The organism is Xanthomonas sp. XNM01 (assembly GCF_014851915.1).
Classification (GTDB): Bacteria; Pseudomonadota; Gammaproteobacteria; order Xanthomonadales; family Xanthomonadaceae; genus Pseudoxanthomonas.
Window position 1 is genome coordinate 369,606 of the sequence record NZ_JACVAP010000003.1, and the last position, 22,102, is coordinate 391,707.

Below are 22,102 nucleotides of genomic sequence, written 5' to 3' on the forward strand. Positions count from 1 at the left end.
CGGCATGCCGCCCCCATCACGCCATTATCGGTTCAACCCGCCGTCGGCTGGCAAGCGGCCAGCCGCCACTCCGCGGCGTCCGTGCTCATCCTATCCGCCAGGACGACGTTCCGTGCGGCGTGAAGTGGGCATCGTAGACGCTTCCACCCGCGCCCGACAGGGCACGCACCAGGCGCACTCGTTCGGCAGGGTCGCAGAAGAACATCATGAAACCGCCGCCGCCGGCTCCCGACACCTTCGCCGCGCGTGCTCCATTGGCGAATGCCAGCGCCTCGAGCTCGTCGATCATCGGGTTGGTGATGCTCGAGGCGCTCTGCTTCTTGGCCTGCCAGCCGGACTGCATCACCTGGGCAAACCGTTCCAGATCGCCGCGCAGCACCGCCTCCTTCATCTGCACCGCCTCCTGTTTGAGGCGATGCATCGCATCGAGCGAGTCGCTGCGTCCCTCGCGGATGTTGCGCGACTGCTCATCGATGATCTTTGCCGATGCCCGGGAAACGCCGGTGAAATAGAGCACCAAGCTGGCTTCGAGCTCGTTCCACACCCAGTCCTTGATCCGCAGCGGATTCACGATGACGCGGTCTTCCGCATAGAACTCCATGAAGTTGAAGCCACCGAATGCCGCCGCATACTGATCCTGCTTGCCACCGGACAGCCCGAGATCCTTGCGCTCGATGTCGTAGGCCAACTGGGCGATCTCGTACTCGCCCAAGGCCAGGCCGAAGTACTCGGCGAAGGCGGTGACCAGCGCCACCACCATCGTCGACGATGAGCCCAGGCCCGATCCCGGAGGAGCGTCCGAGTGCGCACGCACGCGAAGGGGGGGCTGTTCGCCGCCGAGCAACTGGCGACAGACGCGCAGATAGACACCGCGCATCAACTGCTGTGGGCCGGCGGACAGGTCGACCTCCGACGGCGCCAGCACCTGGGCCGAGTCCGCATCCAGCGCGTGGAACTCGGCCTTGCCCGAGGGCGCGGCATCGAGCGTGGCATAGGCGAACTTGTCGATCGTCACATTCATGACGAAGCCGCCGTGCTGCTCACTGAAGGGCGATACGTCCGTGCCGCCTCCCGCGAGTCCCAGACGTAGCGGCGCCCTCGATCTGACGATCATCGTTCCTGCTCCTTAATCGAATCCGGGGTGAGCGCAGCTGTGAGCTGCGCCGCAAGGCTTTCACGGGAGAACAGCGCGCGGGCAAGTGCGCTCCCAGCACGCGCATGCCGCCGCCAGGCCTGGTCGTCGCCCAGCATCGCGACGATGCCGTCGGCGATGCCGGCCGGCGTTCCGGCGATCACCGCCACGTCCGACACGCCGGGAATGCCCTGCGCTCCGGTGGGCGTGGTGACCAGCGGCACGCCGTTCTGCAACGCCTCGACCACCTTGCCCTTGACGCCGGCGCCATAGCGCAGCGGGACCACCGCGACCCGTGCACGGGCATACCGCTGCGCCAGCTCGTCGTCGCTGACATAGCCGGTGACCTCGACCCGCACCCCCTCCAGCTGCTGCACGCGCGCGGTGGGCTTGGAGCCGACCAGGCTCACGTTCACCTGCGGCAGTCGCTGCCAGACCAGCGGCATGACCTCTTCCACCAGCCAGACCGCGGCGTCCACGTTTGGGGGATGCGCGAAGCCGGCGACGAAGAGCACATCGGCGCGGCCATCGGGCTCGGAAGCGTCATTGAAGTGATCGAACGCGTATGGGGAAATGGCGCGCGCGTTGACCTCCGGAGCCAACCCGAGCACGTCGTCCGCCTCTTCCTGCGAAGGGTAGAGCACCATGTCGGCACGCGCCCACAGCGTGCGCTCGAGCGCCTCGAACCGCCGGGCCTCCTTCCAGAGTTCGGGGCTCTGGGTCAACGCGGCTTCGCTGTCGAGCCGCCTGAAATGCAGGTCGTGGCCGTAATAGGCGATCCAGGTCGACGGCACATGGCGGCGCAGGCTTTCCAGGTAGGGCAGCGCGATGTGTGGCCGCGACAACAGCACCCCATCGAGTTCGCCGCCGCACTCCTGGAGATAGCGTTCGAAGCCACCAAGGCGGCGCTCGCCGTAGATCACCTCCACGCCCCGCCGCTGTAGTCTCGGCGTGTACACCGGGTCGAACCAGAGGTTGTCGGGCCAGAACTTGACGATCCATCCGGCATCGAGGAGGGCATCTATGAACGCCACCATCGAACGCGATCCGGCATCCCTGTCGGGCTGGGGTACGTAGTGATCGACGATCAGCGCGACCTTGCGGTCCCACGCACGGTCGCGGGCGCGGAACACGTTCTCGGCATTGGGATAGTGCGAAGCGAGCACGTCCTTCCAGCGTCGGAGGAACTTGCCCTGGTTGATGGTCTGGTACGACTTCACTCCGGTACCGGTATCGGTGCCGTGCGAGATGCCCTCGTAATGGACCACGGTGGAGAATGGCGTGTAATACACCTCAAGCCCGCTTTGCCTCACCTTGAACGCGAGGTCGGAATCTTCGCAGTAGGCCGGGCAGTAGTGCTCGTCGAAGCCACCCAGCGCATCGAACAGCCGTGCTTCCAGCAGGATGCTCGCGCCAGAACAGTAGTCGGCCGGCCGCACGTAGTTGAACTCGTGCTGCTGCGGATCCTGCAGGCGGCCATAGTTCCACGCCGACCCGTCGCGCCAGACGATTCCGCCGGCCTCCTGCAGGCGGCCATCGGGATACACCAGGCGGGACCCCACCATCCCGGCATCGGGGTGCGTTTGGAAGACCTCGAGCAGGCCCTCCAGCCATCCCTGAGTGACCTGCGTATCGTTGTTGAGGAAGCACAGGTAGCGCCCCTTCGCAAGCGAGGCTGCCGCGTTGCACGAACGCAGGAATCCGAGATTGCGGGGATGCTCGTGGTAACGCAGCCCGGATACCCGGGCCAGGCGACCGATGTCGGTATCACCCGAGGCGTCCTCGACCACCAGAATCTCGTAGCTGACAGTCGGTGCCGAATCGACGATGGAGCGGACCGCAGCGGCGGTGTAACCGAGGTTCCCATACGCCGGGATGATCACCGTGACGTCGGGAGCCGCGTGGACCGGCACGGACAAACCACCGAGGATCACTTCCGGATCGGCATCGGCGGCAATCGGCGCTGCCGGAACAGGCGGCTGGGCCCGCTTCAGCATCCAGGCGCGCACCGGCCGCGCAAAAGGCCGCAGCCAGGACTTGGAGGCAAGCCCCCGCCCCCGCAGCGACTGCAGCACCTGGTCCCAATCCCTGCGCAGAACCCTTCCTGCGAAACGCAACGGTCGCGTGAGCGCCCACGAGCGCGAATGGACAATGGTCCGGAGCTGCTGCTGCAGGTCGCCGGCCTCACGCTGAGCGGCAACCACTTCCGCCCTGCTCGATTCCAGCTCCTTACGGCTCGAAACAAGCTCGGCATTCTTGGCTTCGAGCGCTTGGGCGCTGGCCAGTGCGTCAGCAGCAATACGCTCGGAAATCGTCACGAGCGCAGACTGCATCGGCACCAGCAGGTCCTGGATCTGCTGCTCGACCGCTCCCCGGACATCGCCGAATCGCCTGAGCTCGATGACTTCGCCGTCGAGCCTGCGCGCCCAGTCGGCCACCCGCTCATGCTCCTCCTCCAACCCCGCATAGGCCTGCCGGAGCCGCTCGAGATCCTCATGCATGGCCAATGCATCGGACATCGCACGCCCTGCACTGCCCTCCACGGTGGCGAGCGGGGCCACATGCAGGCGCGCGGCGTCGAGCGCAACCTGGTCCAGACCTGATGCCGCGCCAGCCACCGCCCGCTGGAATTCATGCTCGTAACCGAGCCAGGAGGCGTAGCGTGCCGCATCGGGAACCATCTTCGGCCCCAAGGTGCCCATGAGGCGCTGGATGAAGGCGCCGAAGGAAAGCTCGCCCTCGTCATAAGGGCGTGCCACGGGTGGGCATGCGGAAAGGGTCTCGAAAAGCCCCCGGAACAGCAGGTGTCCGAGCGACACGCCCCCCGCGCGCACCCATTCCTGGTCGATGAAGCGCAGCGCGCCGGCACCGTCCTGCACCAGGTTGTGTGGGAGCATGTCGAGGCAGCGGCCGGGCAACAGATGGTCGAGCGGCTGACCCGAGACCAACAGCGCCTCGGAGGACGTCCCTGCATGTCGGCTGATCGCCGACATCCACGCGTCAAGCCAGTCGGCGAGGTCGGACACCTTCCAGCCATCCCTGCGCAAGCGCCGATACAGATCGCGGCTCCACGCATTCCCCGCAACGTAGGCTTCGTCCTGCGGCTGGCAGGCATAACCCGAGGCCGTCGTTCGGTCGAGCGCATCGACCAGCATCGTTCTCCGCACCTCCCCCAGGCCCGTACCATCCAAGACGAAACGCGCCTGCTTGCAGAACGGAGGAAGCCGATCGACAGAGTAATGAACCGCCGAGCAGGCCTCGTTCGCCGCGCCGAAGATCTCGCTGGTCGGGTCGGCATGGGCGACGAAGAGGAACGAATTCGCCATGTCGACGATCAAGCCGTTTTCAGCCAGCGCCGACCAGGTGCGATCCATCGCGAACAACGGTGCTCCGCCCAGATCGGCATCACGCGCGACCGACGCTTCCGCAAGCGCTGCCCCGCCATCGAAGCCTGGCATCGCGTCACGCCCCGAGGACAACAGCACCGAGGTGGGAAGCTTGTAATCGGGGAACGGCAGCGCCAAACCGGTCCGGGCGAATCCTGCGTCCCGCAGCATGGTTTCCAGCTCCACGCGGCCGTAGGTCCGCGGCCCCCGCGGCTCGTACAGGTCACCGATGCCGAGCATGGGCCGGCCCAGATGATCTTCGGGGGCGCCGGCGAAGTACTTGAGCCCAAGCTTGTTCTCGATGGCGACGAATAGGACTCCACCCGGATTGAGCAGTCCGTGGGCGAGCTTTAGCCAGTGCAGCGCGGCATCCGCGCGGTCGCTGAAACGATGGGCGTATTCGAGAACGCCGATGAGCGTGATCGCATCGAAACGTTCACCCAGCGCATGGAATGACTCGAGATCGTCGACCACCACCTGAACGCCAGGCAGATCCGCACAGCGGGCCGCGGCCACGCGTGCGCGTTGTGCGGAAGGCTCCAACGCGATCAGCTCTGCTGCGGTTTCGCCCAGGTGTCGACTTACAGCGCCGCAGCCCGCACCGACCTCCAGAACCCGCCCGGCGAGAAGCGACTCGAACGGACGCAGCAGATTGGAACGGCGCGCACTGAAGTAATAGCGCGTGGGCCAGTCCACGATGCTGGCGGCCAGTTCCGGCGACAGGCTCGAGCGATCCGTGCAACCGGATACTCGCTCCAGCAGCGCCTTCTCGACCTGGTCGCCATCGCTGTAGTCCCAGCCGGATGTCTCGCCCTGTCGCAGCCAGCAGCCGGTTTCAGATGAGCGCGCGTAGCGTGCGGAAAAATCGGGAGTCATCGGCATCAGATCACTTTCAGTTCTGCACGCAGGTCGGTAATGCCAAGGAACTGGCCGTCGGCTTCCACGCAGACGTGGATCGCATCGTAGCGCCGGTCATGGGGGACCACCTCGCCGGAGGTATCGCGGCTGGCGATGCCGAGCGAGATGAAGTAGTCCCCTGGCGCGCAATTGAGTTCGACCCGGCAGCAGATCACGCCGCTGCCGGTATCGGAGTCGAACAGTTTTCCGGCATCAGCCATCTCGGTATTGATGCCGTAGACCGTCAGACCTTCCTTGGTTTTGAGGGTGAATCCGAAAATCGGCCGGACGATGGGATCGTCGAAGCGATAGCGGATGTAGCAGGTCAGCATGCTTCGCGCAGGGATGGTCTGCGGATACGGGGTGTCACCGGCGAACACGACCACGTCGGTGATCTCGGCGCGGCGATCTCCCCAACGATGCTCGTATGGGTTATAGCAGGGACGCGACTCGAACATCGGATCCTGACGGCTCGCGAAATCCGCATCGAATGCGTCCAGTAGCGCAGGCATCGGGAGTGGCGCGTCCACGACCTCCGTGTCGGCCTGCACCCGCATTCCCCGGTCCGCCGCGGAAGGGCCCTTGGTGCGACCGTACAGTAGATCCAGGTATTGGTTGACGATCGGGCGGGGTGCGCCTTCCGACAACTTCCTTCCCTGATCGAGCAGGATCGCCCGGTCACAGTGGGTCACCACCTGCTCCGTCGAGTGGGTCACGAGCAGGATCGACGTGCCGCGCTCGCGCAGTGCCTTGAGCCGGGCAAAGCACTTGGCCTGGAACCGGGCATCGCCGACCGCGAGTGCCTCGTCGACGATCATCACGTCCGGATCGATCTGCGCCTGCACGGCGAACGCCAATCGCACGACCATGCCACTGGAGTAGGTCTTCACCGGCTGCGAAACGAAATCACCGATGTCGGCGAACGACAGGATGTCGTCCAGCTTGGTATCCACCTCCGAGCGTTCCATCCCGAGAAGCGACGCATTGAGGTAGATGTTCTCCATGCCTGTGAACTCGGGATTGAAGCCCGATCCCAGCTCGAGCAGGGCGGCGACGCGGCCGTTGACTACGATCTGGCCGGCGGTCGGCGCCACGGTGCCAGTCACGATCTGAAGCAGGGTGGATTTACCGGACCCGTTGCGCCCGATCAGCGCGACGCACTCGCCCCGTGCCACTTCGAGCGACACATCCCGCAACGCCCAGAACGGCGTGTAGAACGTTCGCCCCTCACGTCCGGTCAGCCGCTTCAGGCCGGAGGACGCCATCTGCTTGAGCCGGTCGGCCGGACGCGCATAGACCGCGTAACACTTGTCGATCCCGCTTGCACGGATCGCCAGTTGCGTATCAGAGGACATCGGCAAACCCCCGCCGTGTCAGCTGGAACACCATCCATCCGAACCAGGCCACCGCGAGCGAAGCGAGCCCGTAGCCGGCGACGGACGACCAGGCGGGCAGCTGGTTCCAGAGCACCAGGTCGCGCGCGGACTCGACGATGAACGTCAGTGGATTGAGCGACAGCGACCAGCGGTAGGCCTCCGGCAGCATCGTCCGGGGATAGAAGATCGGCGCCAGGAAAACAAGGGCGGTCGACATCACGCCCATGAACTGCTGCAGATCGCGGAAGAACACGCCCATTGCCGCGAGGAACCACATCATGCCAGCGACCATCGGCAGGAACAGCAGGAACAGCAACGGCAGCAGAACGGCGGTAGGCGCCACGGGGGTGCCCGTCGCCACCATGGCCACTAGGAGCGCGACCACGCTGATGGCCGCGTGGAACAACGCGCTTCCGGTCCCGATCCAAGGCAACACTTCCAGCGGGAAGACGACCTTCTTGACGTAGTTCGGATTCGAGGTCACCAGCGTCGGCCCCCTGTTCAGACACTCGGACAAGAAGTTGGCGAACACCAGGCCGACGAAAAGTACGATCGGAAACGGCACGTCACGCGTCTCGTCGGCCGTCCATCGGGCCTGGAAGATGTAGCCAAAGACGAAGGAGTAGATGGCCAGCATCAGCAGGGGCGTGAGGAACGCCCAAAGACTGCCGACGACGGCTCCGCGATAGCGCCCCGAGATATCCCGGCGCGTCAGATCGAAAACCAGCCTGCCGTACCCGAACAGTGATCGGTAGGGCGAGAACGGGTTGAGAAGTTGCCGCGCCACGGACCGCCCGTCAGGACGATACGCCGTCATCGCAGCGCTTCCTCCAGGTCCGCCCTCAGATCCTCCAGCTCCTCGACGCCCACGCTCAGCCGCACCAGCGCATCGCTGATACCGAGCTGCTCGCGGCGCGCGACCGGGATGGAGGCATGCGTCATCACCGCCGGGTGGTTGACCAGGCTTTCCACGCCGCCGAGCGATTCGGCCAGGGTGAACAGCTCGGTGCGTTCGCAGAACCGCTTCGCGGCCTCGAAACCGCCCTTCAGTACGATCGAGACGATGCCGCCATAGCCGGACATCTGCGTGCCGGCCAGCGCGTGCTGCGGGTGCGAGGCCAGGCCCGGGTAGATCACCTTGTCCACCGCCGGGTGCGTTTCCAGCCACTGGGCCAGGGCCAGCGCGTTGGCGCAGTGCGCCTTCATGCGCAGCGGCAGGGTTTTCAGGCCGCGCAGGGCCAGGAAGCTGTCGAACGGCCCCTGTACGCCACCGACCGAGTTCTGCAGGAACGCCATCTGCTCGGCCAGCCCGGCGTCGTCGCCGACCACGACCATGCCGCCGACCATGTCGGAGTGGCCGTTGAGGTACTTGGTGGCCGAATGCAGCACCAGGTCCGCGCCCAGCGCCAGCGGGCGCTGCAGCATCGGCGAGGCGAAGGTGTTGTCGACCACCACGATCAGGCCGTGCTTCTTCGCGACCGCCGATACCGCGGCGATGTCGACGATCTTCAGCATCGGATTGGTCGGCGTCTCGATCCAGACCATCTTCGTGTTCGGGGTGATCGCCGCCTCGAAGGCCGCCAGGTCGGTCAGGTCGACGAAGCTGAAATCCAGCCCGGCGGTGCGGCGGCGCACGCGCTCGAACAGGCGGAAACTGCCGCCGTAGATGTCGTCCATCGCCACCACGTGGCTGCCCGCATCCAGCAGTTCGATCACGGTGGAGCTGGCCGCCATGCCCGACGCGAAGGCGAAGCCGCGCGTACCGCCTTCGAGCGATGCCACGCAGCGCTCGTAGGCGAAGCGGGTCGGGTTGTGGGTCCGCGAGTACTCGAAGCCCTGGTGCTCGCCCGGACTGGACTGGGCGTAGGTCGAGGTTGCGTAGATCGGCGGCATCACCGCGCCGGTCGACGGGTCGGGGGACTGGCCACCGTGGATGGCCAGCGTGGCCAGCGCCAGCGTCCGCTGCTGGGTACCGTCTGTGTGCTTGTTCGACATGGTCCTGTCCGGCTGGGTGGACGGCAGGCGGCCCGGGAACGGCCCGGACGCCGGCTCAAAGGACGAGGATTCTAGCGGAGCCGGCTTAACGCACCTTTGACCAGCCGGAGCATCTTCCTACAGACCCGGGATCCGTTCGATGGGGCTGGACCACTGTCGGCCGGGCGAAGCACGGCGTCTGCCGTCGGCTCGCCCGCGTTCCACCGCGACACATCTACACCACAGCGTGGTCGGCCCCCTTAGATGTGGGCCATCCGGCAGCCCCCCCACACACACACCGGCCGCAGCGAGGTCGACAGCAGTCCGCCCGACACCAACGGCCAAGCGGATGGCACGTCGACGCTGTCGTCGCCAAACAATCAACCGCAAGCGGACCGCACCAGGCACCTGTGCAGCCCGGCAACCCGATCCGCCGTGCCCGACACGACCGCCCGGCCGGTGCCGGCATGGGGGTTCTGCCGGCGACAGCCCTTCCCTGTCGCCGCCGGAGCGCCGCCGCAGTGGCGATCGCCGCGAACGCGATGCCTGCGGATGCCGCCGCAGTGGAGCACCTGGCGCCCCCTGCAGATCGGGACATGCTCCGCCCGGTCAACGCGTCTTCCCGGCCATGAACCCCCGCGTGCAGGAGCCGGCGGGCCTGCACGCCCCTCCAGCCGCGCTCCTGCCGGGTACGCACGCGGCGGCTGAAGCGGAACTGCGGCAACCGCCGTTGCAGGATGCGCTTACTGCACCCGCCGCCGCAGGTAGTTCAGCAGGTCGATCCGGGTGATCAGGCCGAGGAAGCGCTCGCCGTCCATCACGATCGCCACCTGGCCGCGGTCGAACACCGGCAGCAGCGCCTCGATCGGGGACTTGACGTCCAGCCGGTCCAGCTTGCTGACCATCGCCACCGAGACCGGGTCGCGGAAGCGCGCCTCGTCGCCGTAGACATGCAGCAGCACGTCGCTCTCGTCGATGATACCGACCAGCTGCTCGCCTTCCATCACCGGCAGCTGCGAGACGTCATACAGCTTCATCCGCTGGTAGGCGGTGGTCAGCAGGTCCTTCGGGCCGACCACGACCGTGTCGCGCTGGCTGTACGGGCGCAGGATCAGGTCGCGCAGGTCGCCATGGTGCGGACGCTCGATGAAGCCGTTGTCCAGCATCCAGTAGTCGTTGTACATCTTCGACAGGTACTTGTTGCCGGTATCGCAGACCAGCACCACCACCTTCTTCGGCGTGGTCTGCTCGCGGCACCAGCGCAGCGCGGCCGCCAGCAGGGTGCCGGTGGACGAGCCGCCGAGGATGCCCTCCTTGGCCAGCAGCTCGCGCGCCGTGTGGAAGCTCTCGGCGTCGGAGATGGCGTAGGCCTTCTTCACCCGGCTGAAATCGGAGATGCCCGGCAGGAAGTCCTCGCCGATGCCTTCCACCAGCCAGCTGCCGGACTTGTCGCTGAGCACGCCCTCGTTGATGTACTGGGTCAGGATCGAGCCGACCGGGTCGGCCAGCACCAGCTCCACGTCCGGCGCGTGCTGCGCGAAGCAGCGCGACAGGCCGGTCATCGTGCCCGAGCTGCCGCAGCCGAACACGATGGCGTCGAAGCCGCCGGCCTCGGCCATCTGCGCGATGATCTCCGGGCCGGTGCCGGTCTCGTGCGCGACCGGGTTGTCCGGGTTGCCGAACTGGTTGATGAAGTAGGCGCCGGGCGTTTCGTCGGCGATGGTCCTGGCCAGATCCTGGTAATACTCCGGATGGCCCTTGGCGACGTCGGAGCGGGTCAGCCGGACCTCGGCGCCCATCGCCTTGAGGTTGAAGATCTTCTCCCGGCTCATCTTGTCCGGGACCACCAGGATCAGCTTGTAGCCCTTCTGCTGGGCCACCAGCGCAAGCCCCAGACCGGTGTTGCCGGCGGTGCCTTCGACCAGGGTCGCGCCGGGCTTGAGGTCGCCGCGCTGCTCGGCGGCCTCGATCATCGACAGGCCGATGCGGTCCTTGATCGACCCCCCCGGGTTGGCGCTTTCGAGCTTCAGATAGAGCTCGCAAACGCCGGTGTCCAGGCGCTGGGCCTTGATCATGGGGGTGTGCCCGATCAGTTCGAGCACGGAGGCATGCAGGGCCATGGGGAATCCGGTGGCAGGGCCGCGACGGCGGCGGAACCGGAATTATCGGCCGGAACCGGGCCGGAAGTCAGGCACCGGTTCATCCTTCTCCCGCAGATGCGTGGACGGCGGCGGCCGACGAGGATGGCCGCCGCCGCCCACGGCGGGGAACGTCAGGCGTCAGTGCGCCCGGTCGTAGATGCGCAGCAGGCGCTCCTTGGCGGCGAGCTTTTCGCGCTTCATCTGCCCGAGTCTGACGTCGTCGATCGGCAGGACGCCGAGTTCGGCATCCATCACCTTCTTGTCGAGCTTCCGGTGGTGCTGGTAGAGCTGCTTGAACTCCGGATCGCTCTTCATCAACGCGTCGATTTCGGCCTGGGGTTGCCCTTCGAACATGTCTGACCTCCTGGGAGTCATGCGTCCTTTCCGAAAAGGCCGGATGTCCTGTGTTCCGGCCGACAGAAACGCCGACGCCCCGGACCTTGCGGCCACGGGGCGTCGTTGCGTATCAGGCGATCGGGCGACGGCGTCGTGCGCCCGCCCGCGCCCCGCCCGGACACTGCGTCCGGCGGCGACCTCGGGTGGAGCGGACAACAGCATCATCGGCGCGATCTCCGGTGAGCAGGGTGGTGCGAAACGCACCACCCGGTGCCATCGACCCTACTCCTCCTCCCGGGGCCGGGCAAGGCGCCCGGCGACCGCCCGTCGGCCCGCGCATGCAATCCGTGGAAACGGTCACGCCGGCCATGGACCGGCGCGTCAGGATCCCGTTAACCCACTGATTTTCATGAATCAATCCGAGACGATGATCTCGGCCGAACGCTTCGCGGTGGAAGCGCCCTTCTTCGGCGCCAGCTGGATCCGGCTGCTTGCCACGCCGGCCCCGGTCAGGGCCTTGCGCAGCGCTTCGCCGCGGGCCTGGGCGACCTTGGCGTCATTGTCGTAGGCCTCGATGCGGACCTTGCTGCGGGTGCCGATCTGCAGGTACGCGGCCAGCGCCGACGCTGCGGCCTTGCCATCCCCGGTCAGGGCCGACTTGCCGGCGGAAAAAGCGCCGCCGGGCACGGTGAACACCTCGCCGCGGGAACCGAAGGCCGATGCCGGCAGCTTCGCACCCGAGACCAGCTCGGCCTCCTGCCGCGACAGCTCGGCTTCCTTGCGCCGCGCCGCAGACAACTGCGCGGTCTGGCGCCCGGTCACGTTGCTCAGGGTCTGCTCGACATCGCTGCGTGCCGCGGCCTCGGCTTCGGCGGCCAGACGCAGACGCTCGGTCTCCTCGGCCTGGATCTGCGCCTGGATCCGCAGCTTCTCGGTCTCCTGGCGCGCGCGCTCGGCCTCGCGCCGGCTCACTTCCAGCAGCAGTTCGCCCCGGCGCAGCTCCAGCTGCCGGGCCTCCTGCTCGGCGAAATTGGTCGCCGCCACGACCTCGGCCACCTCGATCCGCCGTTCGGCCAGATACAGGGCGGTGGGCCGGTCCGCGCGACGCGCTTCGGCCAGCGTCGCCAGCGCCTGGCGGGCCTCGACCTGCTCGTAGGCGGCCAGGCGTCCCAGCTGCGGGTCGGCCTGCAGCGCGGCGAGCCGCGCCTGCAGGCGCTGCACGTCGGCATCGTCGGCGGCCGCGGCGGCCAATGGCAGCAGCAGGGCGAGCGGCATGGCCAGGATCAGGGAGCGCTTCATGGCGTGCCTCCCAGGCCCAGCTGGCGCCGCAGGTCGGCGATCTCGGTCTGCCGCTGCAGCAGCGTGGCCTCGGCCTGGATCTGCAGGCTGCGGGCGCGAGCGAGCTCGGCATCGGCGGCTGCGCGCAGGGCCAGATCGGCGGCCTGGCGGCGGTCGTTGCGGCTGCGGCTCTGGATGCCCGCCTGGGCCTGGCGCAGCCCGTCTTCGGCCTGCTCCATCAGGTCCGGCACGTAATGGCCGGCGTAGGCGTCGCGTGCCTGCATGAGCGCCTGTTCGGCGCGCACGATTTCCGGCGCGAGCACCTGGGCGTGGGCTGTGACGGCCAGCCCGGAAGCGAGAGCGAGCGCGCACAGGCGTCGCGTGAAGTATGCGAAGCTACGAAGGTTCATTGGGGAACGCCGTGTCCTGTGCTGTCGGGGCCGGACCATTGTCGGAAGCCAGCGGCGGGCATGCAATGCCGGCCGCCAGATCGAGGGGAACATCGCACATGGATATCGGCTACTTCCTGAAGCTGATGACCGAAAAGAACGCCTCGGACATGTTCCTGACGACCGGGGCGCCGGTCTACATCAAGATCGAAGGCAAGCTGTATCCCCTCGGCAATACCGGCCTGCCGCCGGGCATGGTCAAGAAGATCGCCTACTCGCTGATGGACGAGGGCCAGGTGCCGCAGTTCGAGCGCGACCTGGAGCTGAACATGGCCATCGCCCTGGCCGACGCCGGGCGCTTCCGCGTCAACGTGTTCAAGCAGCGCGGCGAGGTCGGCATGGTGATCCGCGCGATCCGCAGCGCGATCCCGTCGATCGAGGACCTGAACCTGCCGCAGGTGCTCAAGGACATCATCATGACCCCGCGCGGCCTGGTCCTGATCGTCGGCTCGACCGGCTCGGGCAAGTCCACCGCGCTGGCGTCGATGATCGACCACCGCAACAGCAGCAGCACCGGCCACATCCTCACCATCGAGGACCCGATCGAGTACCTGCACAAGCACAAGAAGTCGATCGTCAACCAGCGCGAGGTCGGCCTGGACACCCATGCCTTCCACAACGCGCTGAAGAACGCGATGCGCGAGGCGCCGGACGTGATCCTGATCGGCGAGATCCTGGACGCCGAGACCATGGAGGCGGCGATCGCCTTCGCCGAGACCGGCCACCTGTGCCTGGCCACCCTGCACTCCAACAACGCCGACCAGACGATCGAGCGCATCCTCAACTTCTTCCCGGAAAGCGCGCACAAGAACGTGCTGATGAACCTGGCGCTGAACCTGCGTGCGGTGGTCTCGCTGCGGCTGGTCAAGGGCGTGGACGAGCGCCGCCTGCCGGCGACCGAGGTGCTGATCAACACGCCGATGATCCGCGACCTGCTGCGCCGCGGCCAGGTGCACGAGATCAAGGCCGCGATGGAGGGCTCGCTGGAGGAAGGCATGCAGACCTTCGACCAGTGCCTGTTCCGGATGGTCAAGCAGGGCCGCATCGACCAGGAGGAAGCGCTGCGCGCGGCCGATTCGCGCGATGGCCTGGCCCTGAAGTTCCGCCTGTCGGAAGGCGCCGAGGGCGAACACGACCCGTACGCGGACATGAATGGCGGCAGCCCGAGCCCGCCGCAGATCACCCACGGCTTCGTTTGAGCCGACGCGGCGCGCCCGGAGCGCCACCACGCGCGCCCCGGGCCGATGCGTCCTCCGGCCCGATGGACCACTGGACGCCGCGCACGTCCGATCCCGCAGCGTGCCGTCGCGCCGCAGCAGCCGAGCCGGCGCACCTGATCAGCCTGTGGTGACCGCCGTTCAGCGCGGGGTCGGGGCGTCCGGCTGCGCTTCCGGCGCGGCCGCCTGGAACGCGGGCAGCGCCAGACAGGCCTGTTCGACCGCGCGGATCGCCGGCCAGGCCCCCACGTCGACACCGAACCGGCGCGCGTTGTAGAGCTGGGGCACCAGGCAGCAGTCGGCCAGGCCGGGCTGGTCGCCATGGCAGAAGCGGCCGCTGCCACCGTCGCCCAGCAACTGCTCGAACGCCTGCAGGCCCTGCACGATCCAGTGCCGGACCCACTCGTCGCGCTCGGCCTGCGGCACGTTCCATTCGTGCTCGAAGAACTGCAGCACGCGCAGGTTGTTGAGTGGATGCAGGTCGCAGGCGACCAGCTGCGCCAGCGCGCGCACCCGCGCGCGGTCGCGCGCGGTGTTGGGCAGCAGCGGCTGCTGCGGCCAGACCTCGTCGAGGTACTCCAGGATCGCCAGCGACTGCCGCAGCGTCCGCTCGCCATGGCGCAGGGTCGGCACCAGCTGCTGCGGATTGAGCGCGACGTAATCAGGCGTGTGCTGCTGGCCGCCGTCCTTCAGCAGGTGGACCGGCGCGACCGCGAAGTCCAGGCCCTTCAGATGCAGGCCGATCCGCACCCGGTAGGCAGCGCTGGAACGCCAGTACGAATACAGCAGCAGACTGTCGTGCATCGCCCCTCCCTGGAGCCGAACGCGGTGGAACCGGCCGGCCCCGCCCTGCAGCGGCGAATCGCCGCGGGAACCACGATAGCGCGGCGTTCGCGGACCGGCGGTCCGCCGGTCGCACGCCGCCGACCGTCCGCCGGTTCAGCCCACCGGCTGGCGCTCGATGCGCTGTTCGATCGCACCGAAAATGCTGTGTCCGTCACGGTCCAGCATCTCGATCCGGACCTGGTCGCCGAACGCCATGAACGGCGTGGACGGCGCGCCGTCGCGCAGCGCCTCCACCGTGCGCTGCTCGGCGAAACACGAGGCGCCGCGGCTGACGTCCTGGTTGGCGATGGTGCCCGAGCCGACGATCGTGCCGGCCGACAGCGGCCGGGTCTTGGCCGCATGCGCGAGCAGCTGGGCGAAGTCGAACTGCATGTCCTCGCCGGCCTCCGGTGCGCCGAACCACTGCCCGTTGATGTGGGTGACCAGCGGCAAGTGCAGCTTGTTGCCGCGCCAGGCGTCGCCCAGCTCGTCGGGCGTCACGAACACCGGCGACAGCGCCGAGCGCGGCTTGGACTGCAGGAAGCCGAAGCCCTTGGCCAGCTCGCCCGGGATCAGGTTGCGCAGCGAGACGTCGTTGACTAGGCCGACCAACTGGATGCGCTCGGCGGCCTGCTCCGGCGTGACCGCCATCGGCACGTCGTCGGTGATGACCACGATCTCCGCTTCCAGGTCGATGCCGTAGTCCTCGCTGACCACCTTCACCGGATCGCGCGGGCCATGGAAGCCGGCGCTGGTGGCCTGGTACATCAGCGGGTCGGTGTAGAAGCTCTCCGGCACCTCGGCACCACGCGCACGGCGCACGCGCTCGACATGCGGCAGGTAGGCGCTGCCGTCGACGAACTCGTAGGCGCGCGGCAGCGGCGCGGCCAGCGCCTGCATGTCCAGGTCGAAGCTGCCATCGGCGGTATCGGCCTCCAGCGCCTCGGCCAGCGCGTTCAGCCGCGGCGCGATGTTGGACCAGTCCTCGAGCGCCTGCTGCAGGGTCGCGGCGACGCCGGTGGCGCGTACGGCGCGGGTCAGGTCCCGCGAGACCACGATCAGGGTGCCGTCGCGGCCGCCTTCCTTCAGGGATCCAAGCTTCATCGTCCGGTCTGCCTTGCGGGTGGATCGGCGATTGTACGGACCCCTTGAAAAGGTTTCACCTGAAACGCTAAACGCGCGCCACCGTACCCGCGCACGGCGGCGCGTATTCACGTAGAATGCGCGCCGATTGCCAGCGGCCGTCCGTTTCCCTTCGGGAACGCCGGTACCGATCCCTCGGTGCCCGCCCCCACTCCGACGCCCATTCGCCTGCAGTCCGGCCCCTGCCCCGCACGGCCGACCCAACGTTTCTCTCGCAGCGCGGTTCACGGGAACGCTCCGAGTCACCCCCGATCGATCCGATCCGGACCGCAGGCCATTGGGCCTTGCGGCAGGATCCTCATGGAGCTTCCCGCATGTCTTTTGAATCCCTGGGCCTGGCGCCCTTCCTGCTGCGTGCTTTGGCCGAGCAGGGCTACGAAACCCCGACCCCGGTGCAGGCGCAGGCGATCCCGCTGGTGCTCGAAGGCCACGACCTGCTGGCCGGCGCGCAGACCGGTACCGGCAAGACCGCCGCGTTCGGCCTGCCGCTGCTGCAGCACCTGGGCACTTCGCCGCAGACGGTGACCGGCGGCCCGCGCAAGCCGCGCGCGCTGATCCTCACCCCGACCCGTGAGCTGGCCACCCAGGTCAGCGACAGCCTGCGCGGCTACAGCAAGTACCTGCGCATCCCCAGCACCGTGATCTACGGCGGCGTCGGCATGGGCAACCAGCTGGACGCGCTGCGCCGCGGCGTGGACCTGGTGATCGCCTGCCCGGGCCGCCTGATCGACCACATGGAACGCCGCAGCGTGGACCTGTCCGGCATCGAGGTGCTGATCCTGGACGAGGCCGACCGCATGCTCGACATGGGCTTCCTGCCGTCGATCAAGCGCATCCTGGCCAAGCTGCCGCGCCAGAACCGGCAGACCCTGCTGTTCTCGGCCACCTTCGCCGAGCCGATCAAGCAGCTGGCGCTGGAGTTCATGCGCCACCCGCGCGAAGTGATGGTGACCCCGCAGAACACCGTGGCCGAGACCATCGCCCACCGCGTGCATCCGGTCGACGCCGCGCGCAAGCGCGAGCTGCTGCTGCACCTGCTGGCGCAGGACAGCCGCGTGCAGACGCTGGTGTTCGCCAAGACCAAGCATGGCAGCGACAAGCTGGCCACGTTCCTGGAGAAGTCCGGCATCAAGACCGCGGCGATCCACGGCAACAAGAGCCAGGGCCAGCGCATGCGCGCGCTGGGCGACTTCAAGGCCGGCCGGGTCAACGTGCTGGTCGCCACCGACATCGCCGCGCGCGGCATCGACATCAACGAGCTGCCGCGGGTGATCAACTACGACCTGCCGATGGTGGCCGAGGACTACGTGCACCGGATCGGCCGCACCGGCCGCAACGGCTCGACCGGCGAGGCGCTGTCGCTGGTGTCGCAGGAAGACGCCAAGCTGCTGCGCGCGATCGTGCGCATGCTCAACCGCGACATGGAGATCCGCGACCTGCCGGGCTTCGAACCGCAGCACCCGATCCGCTGGGGCAACAGCGCGCCGGGCAAGGCCGAGCAGCCGGGCGGCCAGCGTCCGCCGCGCCGCAGCACCGGGCGCAAGCCGCAGGCCGATGCCGGCCAGCGCCACAACCATGGCCACGCCGGTGCCAAGAAGACCGGCAGCCAGCCGGGCGGCCATGCCAACGGCCAGCGCCGGCGGCAGCCGCGCGGCGGCCGCGGCCAGGCGGTCTGATCCATCTTCCGGAACCGGCCTGCCGGTTCCGGAGGTCACGCGCGGCGCCGGAGACGGCGCCGCGCTGCGTTGGCACCTTCGAGGACGCCCGCCATGCCGATGGCCCGACGGACCCGCATCGACCTGCGCCGCCTGATCCTGGCCCTGGCGGTCATCAGCGCACTGGTGACCCTGGCCAACGCCGTGCATGCCGGCTATCGCGTGCAGCGCGAGCAGTTGATCCGCAGCACGCTCGAATCCAACCGCGTGTATGCGACCAAGGTCGCCGCCGGCACCGACCACTTCCTGCAGGCGGCGATGCAGCAGCTCGGCTACAGCGCCGGCCTGCTGGGCACCCTCCCGGCCGATGCGGACGGCGTCGCCGCCGAGGCGCGGCGGCTGAAGTCGCAGACCCGCAGCTTCAACACCGTCCTGATCGTCGACCAGCACGGCACCGTGCGCGCCTTCTGGCCCGAACGCGACGACCTGCTCGGCGACCAGTTGCAGAGCGCCGGCAGCCGCGAGGCGCTGGATGCACGCCGGCCGCTGGTCAGCCGGCCCTACCTGTCGGCATCGGGCACGCTGGTCGTCACCCTCTCGCATCCGATCCTGGCGGACGATGGCCGCTATCTGGGCTACATCGCCGGCGGCATCCACCTGCACGAGCCCAACATCCTGCAGACGCTGCTGGGCGAGCACTTCTACCGCGACGGCTCCTACCTGTACGTGGTCGACCGCGACGGCCATCTGGTCTATCACCACGACCGCACGCGGATCGGCCAGCAGGTGCACGGCAACCCGGTGATCGACGCGGTCCGCCGTGGCGAGAGCGGCGCGCAGCGGCTGGTCAACAGCTTCGGCGTGGACATGCTGGCCGGCTACGCGCCGATCCCGCTCAACGGCTGGGGCGTGGTCGCGCAGCGCCCGACCGAGGTGACCCTGCTGCCGATGGGCGAACTGATGCGCGACGTGCTGTGGCGGACCATTCCCGCCGGCATCCTGCTGATGGCCGTGATCTGGTGGTGCGCCCGGCGGATCTCGCAGCCGCTGTGGCGGCTGGCCCGGCATGCCCGCGAGCACGAGGGCGCCGATGCCATCGCCCAGGTCCAGGCGGTCAAGGCGTGGTATTTCGAGGTGGAAAACCTCAAGCAGGCGGTGCTGAGCAGTTTCGGCACCCTGCACGACCGGATCGGCCGGCTGGACCGGGCCAACGCCACCGACCCGCTGACCGGCCTGCAGAACCGGCGCGGCCTGGACGCGATCCTGGCCCGCTGGCAGGAGGACGCGCGCGGCTTCGCCGTGATCATGCTCGACATCGACCACTTCAAGCGGATCAACGATGGCCACGGCCACGACGCCGGCGACGAGGTGATCCGGACCATGGCGCTGCTGATGCGCGATGCCTCGCGCAGCTCGGACGTGCTGTGCCGCAGCGGCGGCGAGGAGTTCCTGATCCTGCTGCCGGACACCGGGCTGGAGGACGCAACCGCGATCGCCGAACGGCTGCGGCAACGGACCGAGGCGCAGGCCTTCGGCGAGGTCGGCCAGGTCACCCTGTCGGCCGGCGTGGCGGTGAGCGCAGGATCGGACGGCGATGCGCCGCTGGCGCTCAAGCGTGCGGATGCGGCGATGTACCAGGCCAAGCGGCAGGGCAGGAACCGGGTGGTCGCCGCGTCCTGAGCCGCCGATCGTCCGTCGCTGCCCGGGCCGGGTCCGCGTCGACGCGCCGGATGCGGGAGGCGCAGTTGCGCGCGCGATGCCGCCTCGGGCTGTCCCCATGGCCGGAACGCGACGCCGACCTGCGCACCGGGCACGTGCCCGGCACGCACCAGCACCCCGGCGTTCGCAGGCGCGCCACCAGCCGACGCAACCGCGCCGGCCGGTGGCTGTCGCTTCCGGCTCAGAACGTCCAGGTCAGCGTCGCGCGGACATTGCGGCCCGGCTCGCTGTAGCGGCCGATACCGTCATCGGTCGCGTAACCGTACAGGTAGAAGTCGCCGCGGGACACGTTACGGATCCGCGCCCACTGGTAGTACTTCTCGTCGAACAGGTTGTAGACGCCGGCATTGACGCGCAGGTGCTCGTTGAAGCGATAGCTGCCGAACAGGTCGACCACGGTGTAGGCGTCGCTGAGGAACGGCGGGGTGAGCTGGCCGAACACGTTGCGCTCGATGTGGACATCGCCTCGCTTCTTGGCCAGCGCATGGGTCAGGTTGCCGGTGATGCGCAGGCGGTCGCCCAGACCCTGCCAGCTCAGGCCGACCACGCCGCGGTCGGGGTTGATGCTGTTCAGCGGCGTGCCGTCCTGCTCCTCGCCTTCGTTGTGCGAATACGCGCCACGCAGCAGCCAGGCACCGCCGATCCGCCACAGCACCTCGGCCTCGGCCCCCTTGACCGTGACCTCGCCGACGTTGCGCACGGTGGTGTAGGCATAGGTGGTCCCCGACGCGAGCGCATCGGTCACACGCACGGTGTCGATGAAGTCGTCGTAGCGGTCGCGGAACACGGACAGCCCGAGGCGCACGGTCTCGGTCTCCCAGCGGTAGCCGGCTTCCAGGTTCAGGCTCTTCTCCGACTCCAGGTCCGGGTTGGCGGCCGTGGTCGGCACCAGCACCGAACCACCGGTGACCGGATCGACGATCGTCGTGGTGCTGGTCGGGGCGTACATCTCGCCGGTGGTCGGCGCGCGGAAGCCGCGACCAGCCTGCACCCACACACTGTGTTCGGGCAGGAACGCATAGCTCAGCCCGACCTGCCAGGTCGGCGAGGAGAAGCTGACGTCACCGATGCTGCCGGTATCGTCGACGAAGCGCGCGTCGTTCTTCGGACTGTAGTCGTAGCGGTCGTAGCGCGCGCCCAGGGTCAGCTGCAGGCGGTCCTCGATGAAACCGATGCGGTCGCGCACGTACAGGTTCCAGGCGGCCACGTCGGTCTTCGGAATCTGACCCGGATCGACCGTCACCGAGGCGACGCTGCCGTCGACGCGCCAGCGCGTGTCGATCGCGCTGAAGTCGACCTCGCGCTGCTGCCAGGCGGCGCCATAGAGCAATGAATGGCTCACGCCGTCGCGGTTGAAGGCCTTGGCGAAATCGACCGCAGCACGGTCCAGCACCTGCTCGGTCGAGCGGTCCTCGGTGCGCTGGCACGGCGTGGCGCCGCCGGGGCAGCCGCTGCCGGCCAGGATCCGGGTCAGGCCGTAGCTGGCGGTCTCCTGACGATCGACCTGCGCTTCCATCGTGTCGAACGCGGCATTGTCGGCACTCCACACGTAGCGCAGGCCGTAGCGGTCGCGATCGTTGCTGTCGTCGCCCCAGCGCTCCAGGTAGCCCGGCGAGGCGACGCGGCTGAGATTGTTCACCAGATTCTCGACGCGGTTCCGCTCATAGACCACGCCCAGCCGATGCGCCGGGCTCAGTACGAAGTCGACCTTGGCCAGGATGTTGGTGCTGTCGTGGTCGATCGGGTCGGGCAGGCGGCGCGCGCTGCCGACGGCGACCGCGGTGCTGTCGTACCAGCCATCGGCTTCCTGCGATTCGCGCCTGGTGTAGACCAGCATCGACTCGACGATGCCGCTGCGGTTGGCCACGGTGAACGAACCCAGCTTCTCGTCGTTGTACCCGGTGTAACCCAGCTTGATGCTGCCGAAGCTGTCGTTGCCGCTGGCCTTCAGGTAGTTGGACGGATCCCTGGTGGTGAACACCACGCCGCCGCCGAGCGCGCCGCTGCCGGCGGTGATCGCGTCGGCGCCCTTGATGATCTCGACCTGCTTGAGCGTGTCGACGTCGACACCGCCGCGGCCGCCGCGGAAGAACTCGTAGTCGCGCGCGGTTTCCAGGCCTTCGGCCAGGCTCAGGCCGTCGACCACCATCGACACGCGGTCGCCTTCCATGCCGCGGATGTTGAAGCCGTTGTCGCCGAAGCGCCCCATGTCGGAGACGCTGACGCCGGGGATGTAGCGCACCAGGTCCTCCATGTTCTCGGCCAGCTCGTCCTCGAGCTGGGCGGCACCGACGACGGTGACGTTCTGGTTGCCGGACTTCGCGTTCCCGCGCTTGCCCTGCACCTGCACGGCGTCGAGGGTGCTGGCGCCGTCGGGCGTGTTGGACGCGGCCGGTTCGGCATGGGCCGCGGCGGCCAGGCAGGTGCCGATGGCCAGGGCGAGCAGCGTGTGGGTGGTCTTCATGTCAGGTGACTCCGCAGTGAGGAGGAGGGGGCATTGCGCCGGTGCTGCCGGCGCGTCCTGGCTGCGGTCGATGCCGATCGATGGCGTCGCGTTGCTGGGCGTTTTCTTCG

15 protein-coding genes are annotated in these 22,102 nt (G+C 68.1%); 3 read left to right on the top strand and 12 right to left on the bottom strand.

The features are described from left to right. Nucleotides 1–85: 85 nt before the first annotated feature. The 9 genes from IB242_RS12945 to IB242_RS12985 form a co-directional block, all read right to left on the bottom strand. Nucleotides 86–1,114: a dehydrogenase gene (locus IB242_RS12945; RefSeq protein ID WP_192279942.1), complete on the bottom strand. Its 1,029-nt coding sequence runs from the start codon at nucleotides 1,112–1,114 to the stop codon at nucleotides 86–88. Then, a complete protein-coding gene (locus IB242_RS12950; RefSeq protein ID WP_192279944.1) occupies nucleotides 1,111–5,400 on the bottom strand; it encodes a glycosyltransferase in 4,290 nt (1,429 codons plus the stop codon). The genes IB242_RS12945 and IB242_RS12950 overlap by 4 nt, the downstream gene beginning before the upstream one ends. Beyond that, nucleotides 5,400–6,770, bottom strand: a complete 1,371-nt coding sequence (locus IB242_RS12955; RefSeq protein ID WP_192279946.1) for an ABC transporter ATP-binding protein — start codon at nucleotides 6,768–6,770, stop codon at nucleotides 5,400–5,402. Before IB242_RS12955 ends, IB242_RS12950 begins: the two co-directional genes overlap by 1 nt. Continuing rightward, nucleotides 6,760–7,608 (bottom strand): ABC transporter permease, encoded by an 849-nt coding sequence (locus IB242_RS12960; protein ID WP_192279948.1) that lies wholly within the window; start codon nucleotides 7,606–7,608, stop codon nucleotides 6,760–6,762. Before IB242_RS12960 ends, IB242_RS12955 begins: the two co-directional genes overlap by 11 nt. Then, nucleotides 7,605–8,786: a cystathionine gamma-synthase gene (locus tag IB242_RS12965; RefSeq protein WP_192279950.1), complete on the bottom strand. Its 1,182-nt coding sequence runs from the start codon at nucleotides 8,784–8,786 to the stop codon at nucleotides 7,605–7,607. Before IB242_RS12965 ends, IB242_RS12960 begins: the two co-directional genes overlap by 4 nt. A gap of 722 nt (nucleotides 8,787–9,508) precedes the next feature. After that, nucleotides 9,509–10,885: a pyridoxal-phosphate dependent enzyme gene (locus IB242_RS12970; RefSeq protein ID WP_192279952.1), complete on the bottom strand. Its 1,377-nt coding sequence runs from the start codon at nucleotides 10,883–10,885 to the stop codon at nucleotides 9,509–9,511. Between the two features lie 159 nt (nucleotides 10,886–11,044). Then, entirely contained in the window at nucleotides 11,045–11,260 is a 216-nt protein-coding gene (locus IB242_RS12975) for a YdcH family protein (RefSeq protein WP_192279953.1), read from the bottom strand. A 396-nt stretch (nucleotides 11,261–11,656) separates the two neighbouring features. Further along, entirely contained in the window at nucleotides 11,657–12,541 is an 885-nt protein-coding gene (locus IB242_RS12980; RefSeq protein WP_192279955.1) for a hypothetical protein, read from the bottom strand. Next, nucleotides 12,538–12,930: a DUF4398 domain-containing protein gene (locus IB242_RS12985; protein WP_192279957.1), complete on the bottom strand. Its 393-nt coding sequence runs from the start codon at nucleotides 12,928–12,930 to the stop codon at nucleotides 12,538–12,540. Before IB242_RS12985 ends, IB242_RS12980 begins: the two co-directional genes overlap by 4 nt. Nucleotides 12,931–13,028: 98 nt before the next feature. Between IB242_RS12985 and IB242_RS12990 the strand changes: the two genes are divergently transcribed. Further along, on the top strand, nucleotides 13,029–14,168 hold the full coding sequence (locus IB242_RS12990; protein WP_192279958.1) for a PilT/PilU family type 4a pilus ATPase: 1,140 nt from the start codon (nucleotides 13,029–13,031) through the stop codon (nucleotides 14,166–14,168). Between the two features lie 159 nt (nucleotides 14,169–14,327). Here IB242_RS12990 and maiA read toward each other — a convergent pair whose 3' ends face one another. Together maiA and IB242_RS13000 are read right to left on the bottom strand one after the other, a co-directional pair. Beyond that, nucleotides 14,328–14,990 (bottom strand): maleylacetoacetate isomerase, encoded by a 663-nt coding sequence (gene maiA, locus IB242_RS12995; RefSeq protein WP_192279960.1) that lies wholly within the window; start codon nucleotides 14,988–14,990, stop codon nucleotides 14,328–14,330. A gap of 135 nt (nucleotides 14,991–15,125) precedes the next feature. Then, the gene (locus IB242_RS13000; RefSeq protein ID WP_192279968.1) at nucleotides 15,126–16,115 is read right to left on the bottom strand and encodes a fumarylacetoacetate hydrolase family protein; all 990 of its coding nucleotides are present in this window, start codon (nucleotides 16,113–16,115) and stop codon (nucleotides 15,126–15,128) included. A gap of 353 nt (nucleotides 16,116–16,468) precedes the next feature. Here IB242_RS13000 and IB242_RS13005 point away from each other — a divergent pair, with 353 nt between their 5' ends. Together IB242_RS13005 and IB242_RS13010 are read left to right on the top strand one after the other, a co-directional pair. After that, entirely contained in the window at nucleotides 16,469–17,830 is a 1,362-nt protein-coding gene (locus tag IB242_RS13005) for a DEAD/DEAH box helicase (protein ID WP_192279970.1), read from the top strand. Between the two features lie 93 nt (nucleotides 17,831–17,923). Continuing rightward, complete coding sequence (locus tag IB242_RS13010) at nucleotides 17,924–19,489, top strand: sensor domain-containing diguanylate cyclase (RefSeq protein ID WP_225540562.1); 1,566 nt, start codon at nucleotides 17,924–17,926, stop codon at nucleotides 19,487–19,489. Nucleotides 19,490–19,709: 220 nt separating this feature from the next. Here the strand turns inward: IB242_RS13010 and IB242_RS13015 are convergent, their stop codons facing one another. After that, nucleotides 19,710–21,992: a TonB-dependent hemoglobin/transferrin/lactoferrin family receptor gene (locus IB242_RS13015; protein WP_192279972.1), complete on the bottom strand. Its 2,283-nt coding sequence runs from the start codon at nucleotides 21,990–21,992 to the stop codon at nucleotides 19,710–19,712. Nucleotides 21,993–22,102 lie beyond the last annotated feature (110 nt).

Coding starts and splice junctions, on each gene's coding strand:
- IB242_RS12945 (WP_192279942.1), bottom strand. CDS start 1,114: ATGATCGTCAGATCGAGGGCGCCGCTACGTCTGGGACTCGCGGGAGGC.
- IB242_RS12950 (WP_192279944.1), bottom strand. CDS start 5,400: ATGCCGATGACTCCCGATTTTTCCGCACGCTACGCGCGCTCATCTGAA.
- IB242_RS12955 (WP_192279946.1), bottom strand. CDS start 6,770: ATGTCCTCTGATACGCAACTGGCGATCCGTGCAAGCGGGATCGACAAG.
- IB242_RS12960 (WP_192279948.1), bottom strand. CDS start 7,608: ATGACGGCGTATCGTCCTGACGGGCGGTCCGTGGCGCGGCAACTTCTC.
- IB242_RS12965 (WP_192279950.1), bottom strand. CDS start 8,786: ATGTCGAACAAGCACACAGACGGTACCCAGCAGCGGACGCTGGCGCTG.
- IB242_RS12970 (WP_192279952.1), bottom strand. CDS start 10,885: ATGGCCCTGCATGCCTCCGTGCTCGAACTGATCGGGCACACCCCCATG.
- IB242_RS12975 (WP_192279953.1), bottom strand. CDS start 11,260: ATGTTCGAAGGGCAACCCCAGGCCGAAATCGACGCGTTGATGAAGAGC.
- IB242_RS12980 (WP_192279955.1), bottom strand. CDS start 12,541: ATGAAGCGCTCCCTGATCCTGGCCATGCCGCTCGCCCTGCTGCTGCCA.
- IB242_RS12985 (WP_192279957.1), bottom strand. CDS start 12,930: ATGAACCTTCGTAGCTTCGCATACTTCACGCGACGCCTGTGCGCGCTC.
- IB242_RS12990 (WP_192279958.1), top strand. CDS start 13,029: ATGGATATCGGCTACTTCCTGAAGCTGATGACCGAAAAGAACGCCTCG.
- maiA (WP_192279960.1), bottom strand. CDS start 14,990: ATGCACGACAGTCTGCTGCTGTATTCGTACTGGCGTTCCAGCGCTGCC.
- IB242_RS13000 (WP_192279968.1), bottom strand. CDS start 16,115: ATGAAGCTTGGATCCCTGAAGGAAGGCGGCCGCGACGGCACCCTGATC.
- IB242_RS13005 (WP_192279970.1), top strand. CDS start 16,469: ATGTCTTTTGAATCCCTGGGCCTGGCGCCCTTCCTGCTGCGTGCTTTG.
- IB242_RS13010 (WP_225540562.1), top strand. CDS start 17,924: ATGCCGATGGCCCGACGGACCCGCATCGACCTGCGCCGCCTGATCCTG.
- IB242_RS13015 (WP_192279972.1), bottom strand. CDS start 21,992: ATGAAGACCACCCACACGCTGCTCGCCCTGGCCATCGGCACCTGCCTG.